Raw genomic sequence first — 12,967 nt, 5'->3', positions numbered from 1 at the left:
CTGCAGGCCCGCGAACACCGTGTCCGTGACCACCCAGCCGACGTCCCACGTGGAGACGCCGTCCAGCTTCTGCAGGCGGGGGGAGGTCGGCACACACGACCCCGGCACCCCCGGGGCCCGGGGCCGCGGGCGGCCGGGGGTGGCCGGGGTGGCCGCGGGCGACCTCCCCGGGGGGGGACGGGTGCTCCTGCAACACCCCACCCCCGACCCCGCGCGGGACGTCCCCGCTCCCGAGCAGACCCTGGCCGCCCCGGGCGGCGCCCGCCTGACGGACGAGGAGTGGGCCCGACGGCTCACGCCCGAGGAGTTCCAGGTGCTGCGCCGGGCCGGCACGGAACGGCCCTTCACGGGCGAGTACTGGGACTCGCACGTGAAGGGCGTGTACGCGTGCCGGGCGTGCGGATCCGAGCTGTTCCGCTCGGACGAGAAGTTCGACGCGCACTGCGGCTGGCCCTCGTTCTTCGCACCGCTCGCGGAGGACCGGGTGGAGTACCTGAAGGACACCACCCTGGGCATGGAGCGGATTGAGGTGCGGTGCGCGGCGTGCGGCTCCCACATGGGTCACGTCTTCGCGGGCGAGGGCTATGACACCCCCACGGACCTGCGCTACTGCATCAACTCGATCTCGCTGCGCCTGGCCCCCGCCGACGACGCGGCGGCCCCGGACGGGGCGCGCTGATCCGGTGCGGGAGCGCCGTGGCGTCCACGGCGCGCCCCCGTTGCCCGGTGGGCCCCGCGGCCTAGGCTGACGGGCATGAGCGTGATCGGGCCCCGTCGCCTCTCCGCCGCCCCCGGGGCGGTCGAGGCGCCCGTGCCGCCGGGGGTGTTCCGGCGTGCCCTGGCGGACCTGCGCGATGCGCGGCCGCGGACCGAGGTGCGGCTGCGGGAGATCCCGGCGCCCGAGGGGCAGGCGCCGTTCGCCGTCGCCCTCGCCGCCGACGTGTGCGACGGGCCGGGCGCGACCGGCGGCGTGCTGGCCACGGGGCGGTTCGTCCTCCTGCACGACCCGGCCCCGGACGCCCGGTGGCCGGGCGGGTTCCGGGCGGTGACCTGGATCCGTGCGAGCCTGGAACCGGACGTCGCGCTGGACCAGCTGGCCGGCGCCGTCGCGTGGACGTGGCTCGTGGAGGCGCTCGAGCGCCGCCACGCTGAGCACTCCCACGCCGGCGGCACCGCGACGCGCAGCATCGCGGAGGGCTTCGGGACGCTGAGTGCGGCCCCGGACACCACCGACATCGAGCTGCGCGCCTCGTGGACCCCGGCCCCGCGGGACCTCGGCTCGCATCTCGAGGCGTGGTCGGACATGATCTGCGCGTTCGCCGGCCTGCCGCCGGAGCACGCCGCGGACGTCTCCACGGCCGGCCCCTGACCGCGCGCCCGCGCCTCCGGCACACCGGGCCCCGGCCCGTCCCCGCCCCGACCTCCCCGAACAGGAGCAGCATGACCGACGCCCCCGAGACGGCCGCCCCGGACGCGCCCCCGCGGCTGATCGCGACACCGGCCGGTGGAGTCCCCCGGCTCACCGACACCCGCGCGGGCCTGGAGGCCTGCGCCGCGGCGCTCGCCGCGGGGACCGGGCCGGTCGCCGTCGACGCGGAGCGCGCCTCCGGGATCCGGTACGGCCAGCGGGCCATGCTCGTCCAGCTCAAGCGCGAGGGCGCCGGCATCTGGCTCGTCGATCCCGAGGCCCTCGACGGGCTGGCCCCGCTGCAGGAGGCCCTCGCGGGCGTCGAGTGGATCCTGCACGCGGCCGGCCAGGACCTGCCCTGCCTGGCCGAGCAGGGGCTGCGCCCCGATCGGCTGTTCGACACCGAGCTCGCGGCCCGGGTGGCCGGCCTGCCGCGCGTCGGCCTGGCCGCGGTCCTGGAGGAGCTGTTGGGGGTGACCCTCGCCAAGGAGCATTCGGCCGCCGACTGGTCGGTGCGTCCGCTGCCCGAGGCGATGCTCGCCTACGCGGCGCTCGACGTCGAGCTGCTCGTCCCGCTGCGCGAGGCCCTGGTCGCGCGCCTCGAGGCCGACGGCAAGCTCGCGTGGGCCGAGCAGGAGTTCGAGCACGTGCGCACGGCCCCGCCGCCCGCGCCGAAGAAGGACCCCTGGCGCGGCACCTCGGGCTCCCAGACGCTGCGCCGCCCCGTGCAGCGCGCGGTCCTCAAGCGCCTGTGGGAGGCCCGCGAGGACCTCGCCCGCCACCGCGACGTCGCCCCCGGCCGGCTCATCCCGGACCGGTCGATCGTCGCCGCCGCGGCCGCCCAGCCGCGCACCGTCCCCGCCCTGCGCCAGACCTCCGGCTTCCACGGCCGCGCCGCGAGCCGCGAGGCTCCGCGCTGGATCGCCGCGATCCGGGCCGGCGTCGAGGACGCCGAGCGGGGCGACGCCCCCGCGGCGCAGGTCCGCACCGGGGACGGCCCGCCCCCACCCCGGGCCTGGAAGGACCGGGACCCGGTGGCGGACCGCCGCCTGCGCACGGCCAAGGCCCGCGTCGCCCGTCGGGCCGAGCAGCTGGGGATGCCCACCGAGAACCTCCTCACCCCGGACACCCTCCGGCGGATCTGCTGGACCCCGCCTGCCCCGATCACCCCCGAGACCGTGGACGCGTTCCTGACGGAGCGGGGCGCGCGCCCGTGGCAGGTGGAGAACGTCGGCGCGATCGTCACGGTCGCGCTCCTGGACCCCGATCCCGCCGGCGCCTGAGCCCCCGACGCGGCCGGCCGGATCGGTCCGTCGCGTCGCGTCGACGCGGAGGCTACTCGCCGGTAGTGTGACCCGCATGACATCCGTTTCTCTTGCTTCCTTCGACCACCTGCCCGCCCTGGCCCCGGATGAGGTCGTCACCACCGTCACCGTGACCGACCACGCCCTGCCCGAGGGTGCGGGCACGCTCGCGCTGCTCACGCTGGACAACGGGCAGGGACCCCGCCGGCCCGCGACCCTGGGCCCGGCCACGCTCCTCGGCCTCGGCCGGGTGCTCGACGAGCAGGCCGCCCGGGCCGCCGCGGGCGAGATCCAGGCCCTGGCCGTGACCGGTGTGGAGGGGACCTTCGCGGCCGGGGCGGACCTGTCCCTGATCGCGGGCCTCACCGACGACGTCGGCCGCGACCTGGCCCTGCTCGGCCACGCCGTCTACGACCGGCTCGCGGCCCTCGAGATCCCCACGGTCGCGCTCGTGAACGGCCTCGCCCTCGGCGGCGGCCTCGAGCTGGCCCTGGCCGCCGGACACCGCGTGGTGGCCGCCGATGCGAAGGGCTTCGGCCTGCCCGAGGTCCGGCTCGGCCTGATCCCCGGCTGGTCCGGCGTGTGGCGCGTGCCCCACCTGATCGGCCCGGAGGCCGCCGTCGACGTCGTGCTGAAGAACCCCCTCGACGACAACCGCATGCTCGACGCCCGCGCGGCGCACGGGCTGGGGCTCATGGACCGGATCGTCGAGGGGGACCTCCTCGACGCCGGCCTCGAGCTCGCCGCCGCCCTGGTCACCGGGGACGAGTCCGTGGCGGCCGAACTGGCCGCCCACCGCGACCGCGACGTGTCCGACGCCGCCTGGGACCGCGCCCTGGCGGCGCTGGAGCGGCTGCAGGCCGCCCGTCCCGGTCGCCACCTGCCGGCGCGCCGTCACCTGGAGGCCCTGTTCACCGGGGCCCGCACGCGCACCCGCGCCGAGTCCGCCCAGGCCGAGGCGGACGCCCTCGGGACGCTGCTGCACTCCCCCGAGTTCCGCCGCACCGTGTACGCGTTCCTCGGCCTCGTCCAGGGCCGCGCCAAGCGCCCCGCCGGCGACCCGGGCCGCGAGCTCGCCCGCGAGGTCCGGAAGGTCGGCATCGTCGGTGCGGGCCTGATGGCCGGCCAGCTCGCCCTCGTCTTCGCCCGGCACCTGCGGGTGCCCGTCGTGATGACGGACGTCGACGCCGAGCGTGTCGAGCGCGGCCTGGCGGGCGTGCGCGCGCAGGTCGAGAAGATGGTCTCCCGTGGACGGCTCTCCGCCGAGGACGGCCAGGCCCTGGCCGGGTTGATCACCGCGGACACGGACAAGGCGGTGTACGCGGACGCCGACATCGTCATCGAGGCCGTCTTCGAGGAGCTCGAGGTCAAGCGCACCGTCTTCCGCGAGCTCGAGGGCATCGTGCGTGAGGACGCCATCCTGATGACCAACACCTCGAGCCTGTCCGTGGCCGCCATGGCCGAGGTCCTCGAGCGTCCCGAGCGCCTCGTGGGCTTCCACTTCTTCAACCCGGTGGCGGTCATGCCGCTCGTGGAGATCGTGCGGACCGAGGCGACGACGGACGAGGTCGTGGCCACCGCGTTCGAGCTGACCCGCCGGCTGCGCAAGACCGGCGTGCTCGTCCACGACGCCACCGCGTTCGTGGTCAACCGCGTCCTGCTGCGCATGATGGGCGAGGTGCAGAACTCCTTCGACGAGGGCACCGACGCGCACGAGGCCGACCACGCGGTGGACCCGCTGGCCCTGCCGATGACGCCGTTCACCCTGCTGGCCATGGTCGGCATCCCCGTGGCCCAGCACGTGTCCGAGTCCCTCTCCGCGTCCTTCGGCGCGGAGCGCTTCCCGGTCTCGGCGAACCTGCAGCGCCTGATCGACGCCGGCAAGACCGCGATCTGGGCCAAGGACGTCCGCCCGGACCGGCGCGACGAGGAGGCCGCCGGCGCGACCGGCGAGCAGATCCCGGAGGCGACCGCGGCCCTGCTGGAGCAGGGCTCGACCCCGCAGACCTCCGAGGAGCTGCTGCGCCGGGTCGAGGACGCGCTGGCCGAGGAGATCGGCCTGCTCCTGGAGGAGGGCGTCGTCGCGGCCCCCGAGGACGTGGACCTGTGCATGATCCTCGGCGCCGGCTGGCCCCTGCACCTGGGCGGCATCACGCCGTACCTGGACGACTGCGGGGCCGCCGAGCGGGTGAACGGGCGGCGCTTCCACCCGGCCACGCAGGCCTGACCGGCCCGGGCCGGGCCGTCCGCGACGGCCCGGCCCGCGGCTCAGGCGATCGGCAGCCCGGCGAACGTCACCACGTGCGCGTCGAGCCCGGCGGTCGCCGCGGCCCGGTCGGCCACGGGGGTGGAGGCGGTGCCGCCGCCCCAGTCGGAGGCGACCACGGCGCCGTCGCGCACGAGGTGCGCCCCCAGCTCCACACCGTCCGCGACGACGGCCACCCGCACGTCCGACCCGCCCGCGTCCGCCGGGCGCAGCTCGGCGCGGGGCACGCGCAGCCCGCCCTGCAGGGGCGAGGCCTCCTCGAGCCGGTCCACGGCGAGCGGGCCCTCGGCGGCGACCCGCGCGAGGAGGAGGTACTCCGCGTACGAGGGCAGCACCCCGGCGTCGATGCCGGCCCGCTCACGGTCGATGCGCACCCGCTGGGCGCCGGCGGAGTCCTCGTGGGTCGTCCAAGCCCAGCCGTCGCCGTCGGGCGTGAAGCCGACCTGCGTCTGGGCGAGGTAGCGCTCGGGCAGACCGCCGCGGGCGGCGCGCTGGGCGGGCGTGGGGGCGAAGCCCGTCCGGGTGGTCAGCACGCCGTCCTCCAGCACCCGGTGCAGGAAGCCGACGTGCACGTCGTCGAGGGTCACGGCCTCCCACCTCTCGAAGGGGGTGAGGTCGAAGCGGGCGTCGCCGGTGGGGCGCGGGGCGGGGTCGGTCACGGCGGTGCTCCTGGGGCTCGGGGGTCCGTCCCCCCGATCCTCGCACCCGTGGGGCCCGGTCGCATCCGCCCTCGCCACGGGCGATAATGGGTCGATGACCACGCAGGACTCCCCCCTCACCCCGAACTCCTCCCGGCCCGGCTGCTGTGGCGACCACGCCCGCCCGGACACCTCCCGCCGCACCGTCCTGGGCCGCGGCGCCGCCGTCGCCGCCGCGGGTGCCGGCGCGCTCGCGCTGGCCGGCTGCACGGACCAGCTGCGCGAGAAGGACACCGCGCAGGACCACTACACCGGCGCCGACGCCGTCGACGCGCTGCCCGCCGCCGAGCTGCCCGTGGGCGCGTCCCGCGAGGTCCAGGTGCAGGGGCGGACGCTGATGATGCACCGCGTGGACGAGACCACGGTGACCGCCTTCACCAACGTGTGCACGCACCAGGGCTGCCTGCTCCAGGTCGTGGACCGGCAGGAGGGCCCGGCCTACGCGTGCCCCTGCCACGGCTCGCACTTCGACGTCACCTCGGGCAAGCCGTTCGGCGGCCCGGCCCGCCAGGCCCTCATGGACTACGACGCGGCCGTCGTCGACGACCGCATCGTCGTCAAGCTCTGAACCCGGCTCACTCCTCCGGCGCGCCGAAGCGCCGGCGCGGGGGCACCACGACGGCGGAGCGGTCGTTGGGGTCCCACGCCGGCTGCTCGCGCCGCCGGGCCGGGTAGTAGCGGTGCCGCCACCAGAACCAGACGAGCGCCCCCAGCACCGGCAGCAGCAGCATGAGGCCGACCCACGGCAGGCGCGCCCGGGCGTCCAGGGGGCTGCGGCCCAGCGAGACGAAGCCGGCCACCCACAGCGCACCGGCCACGACGGACACGGTCCAGCCCAGGGCGGCCTCCCCCGGCGTCGGCACCAGCGGGTTCGCGGCCGCCGCGGCGGCCGCGCCGGTCAGCGCGCCGGCCATCAGAAGAGCGCGACCTTCTCCGGGCCCGGGAACAGGGCGTCCAGCTCGGCCAGGTCCTCCGCGGTGGCGAGCCAGTCGGCCGCCGCCGCGTTCTCCACGACCTGCGCGGCACGGGTGGCGCCGGCGATCACGGAGGACACCGGTCCCTGCGCCGCCAGCCACCCGATCGCGGCCTGGACCTCGGTGATCCCCCGCTCCCGGGCGAACCGGCCGAACGCGGCCAGCTGCTCCAGGTCGGCGTCGGCCACCATGTGCTGGCGCACGTGGGACAGGCGCGAGCCCTCGGGGGCGTCGCCCTGCGAGTACTTGCCCGTGAGCAGCCCGTTGGCCAGCGGGAAGTACGGCAGGACGCCGAGCCCGAACTCGGCCGCCGCCGGGACCACCTCGAGCTCGGCCCGGCGGTCCAGCAGGTTGTAGTGGTTCTGCGCGGACACGAAGCGCTCCACGCCCAGCTCGCGGGCCACGTACTCGGCCTGGGCGATCTGCCACCCGGCCCGGTTCGAGTGGCCCACGTAGCGGACCTTGCCGGCGCGCACGAGGTCGTCGAGCGCGCGGAGGGTCTCCTCGATGGGCGTGGCCGGGTCCGGGGTGTGGAACTGGTAGAGGTCGATCCAGTCGGTGCCCAGGCGGCGCAGGGAGTCCTCGACGGCGCGCACGATGTACCGGCGGGAGCCCCGCGCGCCGCCGTCGTCGCCGGCGACACCGCCCATGTCCATGCCGAACTTGGTGCCGATCACCACCTCGTCGCGGCGGGCGCCCAGGGCGCGGCCGAGCCGCTCCTCGGACAGGCCGGGCTCGGCGCCGTAGACGTCGGCGACGTCGAAGAAGGTGATGCCGGCGTCGAGCGCGGCGTGGACGACGGCGTCGGTGCCGGCCTGCTCCAGCGTGGCGGTGCCGGGGCGGCCGAGGTTGTTGCAGCCCAGGCCGACGACGGAGACGGTCAGCCCGGAGCGGCCGAGACGGGTGTGGCGCACGGGTCAGCCCTCCTGCTCTGCGGTGCGGACGTCCACCTTGTTCGGCTGCACGCCGTCGGCGCGCTTGGCGGCCGCCGGGATCTCGGCGGCGGCCTTGCGGGCGTGGGGGGTCCGGACCCGCAGCACGAGGGCACCGGCCTCCTCGACGACGTCCTCGACCTCGCCGAGACCGCGCCAGGCCAGCTGGTGGGTCACCTCGACGCGCAGCCGCTCGACGGTGCTCCGCTCGATCGCCGTGGCCTCCCGGCCGCGGAGCCGGTAGGCCACCGGCAGCACGGCGAAGGTCGCGGGGTCCGCCTCGGCGAAGCCCTCCTCCGCGCCCTGCGCCACGAACGCGGCCAGCAGCTGATCACCCTCGGCCTGGTCGGCCAGGGGCTGCTCCCCGACGGTGCCGGGCTGGCCGACCCGACCGTGGTGGACCACGAACTCCCCGGCCTCCGCGTCGGCCCATGCCTCGCGATACTCGAAGAGCCGGGCGCCGTCGTCGCCGACGGTCTCACGGTACAGCCGGACGATGCTCATGCCTGCTCCTGGTGGTGGGGTGCGGCCGCGTCCTCGGGGACGGGCCGGGCGTACGGGACCTTGGCGCCGAGGACCTGGGCGACGGTGTCCTGGGTGATGCGCTGCGCGGTGAGGCCCACGCGGGCCAGCACCTGCTCGCGGCTGCCGTGGGCGAGGAACTCGACCGGCAGGCCGACCTCGTTCAGGGCGGTGTCCACGCCGGCCGCGCGCATCTCCTGGCGGATCCGCGAGCCGACGCCGCCGGCCCGCACCCCGTCCTCGAGGCACACGACGATCCGGTGGCGGGCGGCCGTGTCGATCACGGACCGGGCCACGGGCAGGACCCACCGCGGGTCGATCACCGTGGCGCTGATGCCGTGCCGCTCGAGCCGTTCGGCGACGTCGAGGCCGAGCTCGGCCATCGCGCCCACCGCCACGATCAGCACGTCCCGCTCGGCGCCGTCGCGTCCGCCGGTCTCGCCGCGCCGGGCGAGCACGTCCGTGCCGTCCGACAGCCGCTCCAGGGCGCGCACCGGCTCGCCGACCGACCCCTTCGCGAACCGCACCACGGTGGGCGCGTCCTCGACGGCGACGGCCTCGCGCAGCTCCTCCCGGAGCGTGTCCGCGTCGCGGGGCGCGGAGATCCGCAGCCCCGGAACCGACTGCAGCAGGGCCAGGTCCCACATGCCGTGGTGGCTCGGGCCGTCCGGGCCGGTGACGCCCGCGCGGTCCAGCACGAACGTCACGCCCGCGCGGTGCAGGCCCACGTCCATGAGCACCTGGTCGTAGGCGCGGTTGAGGAAGGTCGCGTAGACGGCCACCACGGGGTGCAGACCGCCGAAGGCCATGCCGGCGGCCGAGGTGACCGCGTGCTGCTCGGCGATGCCGACGTCGAACACCCGGTCCGGATGGGCCAGCGCCATCGGGGCCAGGCCCACGGGGTTCTGCATGGCGGCGGTGATGGCCACGACGTCCGGCCGCTCGTCCGCGATCGCGACCATCTCCTCGCCGAACACGGAGGTCCAGGACTGGGCCGTGGACGAGGTGATGGGCTCGCCCGTGGAGGGGTCGATCACGCCGATCGCGTGGAACTGGTCCGCCTCGTGCGCGACCGCCGGTGCGTAGCCGTGCCCCTTCTCGGTCATCGCGTGGACGATCACGGGCCCGCCGTACGCCCGCGCGTCCTCGAGGGCCTCCTCCATGGCGGTGAGGTCGTGACCGTCGACCGGGCCGATGTACTTCATGCCCAGGTCCTCGAACAGGCCCTGCGGCGCCCAGAGGTCCTTGAGGCCCTTCTTCGCCGCGTGCAGCGGCCGGTACACCAGCTCCCCCGCGAGCCCGGCCTCCTGGAGGCGGCGCTTGAGGTAGTCGAGGGTCTGCTCATAGCGGTGGTGGGTGCGCACCTTGTCCAGCACCCCGCGGCGCAGTCCGCCCAGGTGCTCGGCGACGCCGCCCACGGTGGGCGCGTACGAGCGGCCGTTGTCGTTGACGACGATCACCACGCGCCGGTCCCGGCCGGCGGCGATGTTGTTGACGGCCTCCCAGGCCATGCCCCCCGTGAGCGCGCCGTCGCCGATCACGGCCACCACGGTGCGGTCCCCCTGCCCGGTCTGCGCCCAGGCCCGCGCGATGCCGTCCGCCCAGGAGAGCGAGCTGGAGGCGTGCGAGGACTCCAGCACGTCGTGCTCGGACTCGGTGCGGTCGCCGTAGCCGGACAGTCCGCCCTCCTGGCGGAGCGTCGTGAAGTCCTGGCGTCCGGTGAGCAGCTTGTGCACGTACGACTGGTGGCCCGTGTCGAAGATGACCGCGTCCTTCGGCGACTCGAACACGCGGTGCACGGCCAGCGTCAGCTCGACGACGCCCAGGTTCGGTCCGAGGTGGCCGCCCGTCTTGGAGACGTGGGCGATCAGGTAGGCGCGGATCTCCGCCGCCAGCGCGGTCAACTGGTCCTCCGTGAGGGCCGACAGGTCCGCCGGGCGGGCGATCTGCGGCAGCAGCGGGGCGCCGGGGCTCGTGGGGGGCAGATGTTCCATGGTCCGACCAGCCTACTCCGCGGGTCCGCGCCCGGGCGGGTCGCGGGCGGCGGCGTCGGCCCCGGCGCCCCACGACGACGGCGGCCCGCCGCCCTCCGTGCGGAGGGCGGCGGGCCGCCGTCGTGATGCCCGCGCGCGGGCGGTGTCCCGTGGATCAGGCCTTCGAGGCGATCTGACGGAGCACGTACTGCAGGATGCCGCCGTTGCGGTAGTACTCGGCCTCACCGGGGGTGTCGATGCGGACGACCGCGTCGAACTCGGTGACCGTGCCGTCCTCGCCGGTGGCCGTGACCTTCACGGTCTTCGGCGTGGTGCCCTCGTTGAGGGCGGTGATGCCGGAGATGTCGAAGGTCTCGGTGCCGGTCAGGCCCAGCGAGTCGGCGTTCTCACCCTCGGGGAACTGCAGCGGCAGCACGCCCATGCCGATGAGGTTCGAGCGGTGGATGCGCTCGAAGGACTCGGTGATCACGGCCTTGACGCCCAGGAGCGCCGTGCCCTTGGCCGCCCAGTCACGGGAGGAGCCGGAGCCGTACTCCTTGCCGCCCAGGACCACCAGCGGGGTGCCGTGCTCGGCGTAGTTCTGCGCCGCGTCGTACACGTAGGCCTGCGGGGCGCCCTCCTGGGTGAAGTCACGGGTGAAGCCGCCCTCCACGCCGTCGAGCAGCTGGTTCTTGATGCGGATGTTCGCGAACGTGCCGCGGATCATCACCTCGTGGTTGCCACGACGGGAGCCGTAGGAGTTGAAGTCCTTGCGCTGCACGCCGTTCTCCAGCAGGTAGCGGCCCGCCGGGGTGTCCGACTTGAAGGAGCCGGCCGGGGAGATGTGGTCCGTGGTCACGGAGTCGCCCAGCTTGAGCAGGACGCGGGCGCCGGAGATGTCCGACACCGGGTCCGGCTGCATGGTCATGCCCTCGAAGTACGGGGGCTTGCGCACGTAGGTGGACTTCTCGTCCCACTCGAAGGTGGAGCCCGAGGGGGTCTCCAGGGACTGCCAGCGCTCGTCACCGTCGAAGATCGTGGCGTACTGCGAGGTGAACATCTCGGTGTCGATCGACGCGTCGATGATCTTCTGGACCTCGGTCGGGTCCGGCCAGATGTCCTTGAGGAAGACGTCGTTGCCCTCGGTGTCCTGGCCCAGGGCCTCGTTCTCGAAGTCGAAGTCCATGGTGCCGGCCAGGGCGTAGGCGACCACCAGCGGCGGGGAGGCCAGGTAGTTCATCTTCACGTCCGGGTTGATGCGGCCCTCGAAGTTGCGGTTGCCGGAGAGCACCGCGGTCACGGACAGGTCGTTCTCCTGGATGGCCTCGGAGATCTCGGACTCCAGCGGGCCGGAGTTGCCGATGCAGGTGGTGCAGCCGTAGCCGACCACGTTGAAGCCGAGGTCGTTGAGGGACTCGCGCAGCCCGGACTTCTCGTAGTAGTCCGTCACCACGCGGGAGCCCGGGGCCACGGAGGTCTTCACCCACGGCTTGGACTTCAGGCCCTTGGCGACCGCGTTGCGGGCCAGCACGCCGGCCGCCATCATCACGGACGGGTTGGACGTGTTGGTGCACGAGGTGATCGAGGCGATGGACACGGCGCCGTGGTCCAGCTGGAACTGGCGGCCGTCCGCCATGGCCACGTCCACGAGCTTGGACGGGCGGCCCTTGCCGGCCTCGTCCTGCGTGGCGTAGTTGTGCAGGTCCTTGCGGAACTGGTCCTTGGAGTCGGTGAGCTCGATGCGGTCCTGGGGGCGCTTCGGGCCGGAGATGGAGGGCACCACGGTGGACAGGTCCAGCTCGAGGTACTCGGAGTAGGCGACCTCGGAGGACGGGTCGTGCCACATCCCCTGCTCCTTGGTGTACGCCTCCACGAGGGCGACCTGCTCCTCGGAGCGACCGGTCAGGCGCAGGTAGTCGAGGGTGACCTCGTCGATCGGGAACATGGCGGCGGTGGAGCCGAACTCGGGCGACATGTTGCCGATGGTGGCGCGGTTGGCCAGGGGCACGGAGCCGACGCCCTCGCCGTAGAACTCGACGAACTTGCCGACCACGCCGTGCTGGCGGAGCATCTCGGTGATGGTCAGCACCACGTCGGTCGCGGTGGCGCCGGACGGGATGCTGCCGGTCAGCTTGAAGCCCACGACCCGCGGGATCAGCATGGACACGGGCTGGCCGAGCATCGCGGCCTCGGCCTCGATGCCGCCGACGCCCCAGCCGAGCACGCCCAGGCCGTTGACCATGGTGGTGTGCGAGTCGGTGCCGACGCAGGAGTCCGGGTAGGCGCGCAGCACGCCGTCGACCTCGCGGGTCATCACGGTGCGGGCCAGGTTCTCGATGTTGACCTGGTGGACGATGCCCATGCCCGGGGGGACGACCTTGAAGTCGTCGAAGGCGGTCTGGCCCCAGCGCAGGAACTTGTAGCGCTCGCCGTTGCGCTCGTACTCGATCTCCATGTTCCGCTCGATGGCGGCGTCGTTGCCGAAGGAGTCGATCTGCACGGAGTGGTCGATCACGAGCTCGGCCGGGGAGAGCGGGTTCACGCGCTCCGGGTCGCCGCCCAGGTCCTGGATGGCCTCACGCATGGTGGCCAGGTCCACGACGCAGGGCACGCCGGTGAAGTCCTGCATGATCACGCGCGCCGGCGTGAACTGGATCTCGGTGTCCGGCTGGGCGTTCGGGTCCCAGGCGGCCAGGGCCTTGATCTGGTCGGCGGTCACGTTGGCGCCGTCCTCGGTGCGCAGCAGGTTCTCCAGCAGCACCTTCAGGGAGTAGGGCAGCTTCTGCGCCCCCTCGACCTTGTTCAGACGGAAAATCTCATACTCGGCGCCCTTGACGTCCAGGACGCCCTTGGAGCCGAAGCTGTCGACGGTGGTCACGAGAGGACTCCT

The 12,967-nt window shown here is 74.4% G+C and carries 11 protein-coding genes; 5 read left to right on the top strand and 6 right to left on the bottom strand.

What is annotated here, in order from left to right:
- Positions 1–187: 187 nt before the first annotated feature.
- The 4 genes from msrB to FLM69_RS05680 all read left to right on the top strand — a co-directional run bounded on the left by msrB (position 188) and on the right by FLM69_RS05680 (position 4,939).
- Complete coding sequence (msrB, locus tag FLM69_RS05695; RefSeq protein ID WP_370510497.1) at positions 188–679, top strand: peptide-methionine (R)-S-oxide reductase MsrB; 492 nt, start codon at positions 188–190, stop codon at positions 677–679.
- Between the two features lie 75 nt (positions 680–754).
- A complete protein-coding gene (locus FLM69_RS05690; RefSeq protein ID WP_041103656.1) occupies positions 755–1,369 on the top strand; it encodes a DUF3000 domain-containing protein in 615 nt (204 codons plus the stop codon).
- A 71-nt stretch (positions 1,370–1,440) separates the two neighbouring features.
- Entirely contained in the window at positions 1,441–2,691 is a 1,251-nt protein-coding gene (locus FLM69_RS05685) for an HRDC domain-containing protein (protein ID WP_141843427.1), read from the top strand.
- Between the two features lie 76 nt (positions 2,692–2,767).
- Positions 2,768–4,939, top strand: coding sequence for a 3-hydroxyacyl-CoA dehydrogenase NAD-binding domain-containing protein (locus FLM69_RS05680; protein ID WP_181743489.1), 2,172 nt, complete (start codon positions 2,768–2,770; stop codon positions 4,937–4,939).
- A 41-nt stretch (positions 4,940–4,980) separates the two neighbouring features.
- On the opposite strand, the gene FLM69_RS05675 is transcribed toward FLM69_RS05680, so the two are convergent.
- Entirely contained in the window at positions 4,981–5,637 is a 657-nt protein-coding gene (locus tag FLM69_RS05675) for a hypothetical protein (protein WP_141843423.1), read from the bottom strand.
- A gap of 94 nt (positions 5,638–5,731) precedes the next feature.
- Between FLM69_RS05675 and FLM69_RS05670 the strand changes: the two genes are divergently transcribed.
- The gene (locus FLM69_RS05670; protein WP_141843422.1) at positions 5,732–6,244 is read left to right on the top strand and encodes a Rieske (2Fe-2S) protein; all 513 of its coding nucleotides are present in this window, start codon (positions 5,732–5,734) and stop codon (positions 6,242–6,244) included.
- Positions 6,245–6,251: 7 nt separating this feature from the next.
- Here the strand turns inward: FLM69_RS05670 and FLM69_RS05665 are convergent, their stop codons facing one another.
- The 5 genes from FLM69_RS05665 to acnA form a co-directional block, all read right to left on the bottom strand.
- Entirely contained in the window at positions 6,252–6,590 is a 339-nt protein-coding gene (locus FLM69_RS05665; RefSeq protein WP_141843420.1) for a PLD nuclease N-terminal domain-containing protein, read from the bottom strand.
- Positions 6,590–7,564 carry an aldo/keto reductase gene (locus FLM69_RS05660; protein ID WP_036317666.1) on the bottom strand — a complete coding sequence of 325 codons (975 nt, stop codon included), beginning with the start codon at positions 7,562–7,564 and terminating at the stop codon, positions 6,590–6,592. Before FLM69_RS05660 ends, FLM69_RS05665 begins: the two co-directional genes overlap by 1 nt.
- Positions 7,565–7,567: 3 nt before the next feature.
- Positions 7,568–8,086, bottom strand: a complete 519-nt coding sequence (locus tag FLM69_RS05655) for a hypothetical protein (RefSeq protein ID WP_141843418.1) — start codon at positions 8,084–8,086, stop codon at positions 7,568–7,570.
- Positions 8,083–10,098, bottom strand: coding sequence for a 1-deoxy-D-xylulose-5-phosphate synthase (dxs, locus tag FLM69_RS05650; RefSeq protein WP_141843416.1), 2,016 nt, complete (start codon positions 10,096–10,098; stop codon positions 8,083–8,085). The genes FLM69_RS05655 and dxs overlap by 4 nt, the downstream gene beginning before the upstream one ends.
- Positions 10,099–10,252: 154 nt before the next feature.
- Positions 10,253–12,955: an aconitate hydratase AcnA gene (acnA, locus tag FLM69_RS05645; RefSeq protein ID WP_141843414.1), complete on the bottom strand. Its 2,703-nt coding sequence runs from the start codon at positions 12,953–12,955 to the stop codon at positions 10,253–10,255.
- Positions 12,956–12,967: the final 12 nt, after the last annotated feature.

Source organism: Micrococcus sp. R8502A1, assembly GCF_006704135.1.
Lineage (GTDB): Bacteria > Actinomycetota > Actinomycetes > Actinomycetales > Micrococcaceae > Micrococcus > Micrococcus luteus.
The sequence above is the reverse complement of the archived record's forward strand: the minus strand, read 5'-3'. Positions and strand labels throughout refer to the sequence as shown.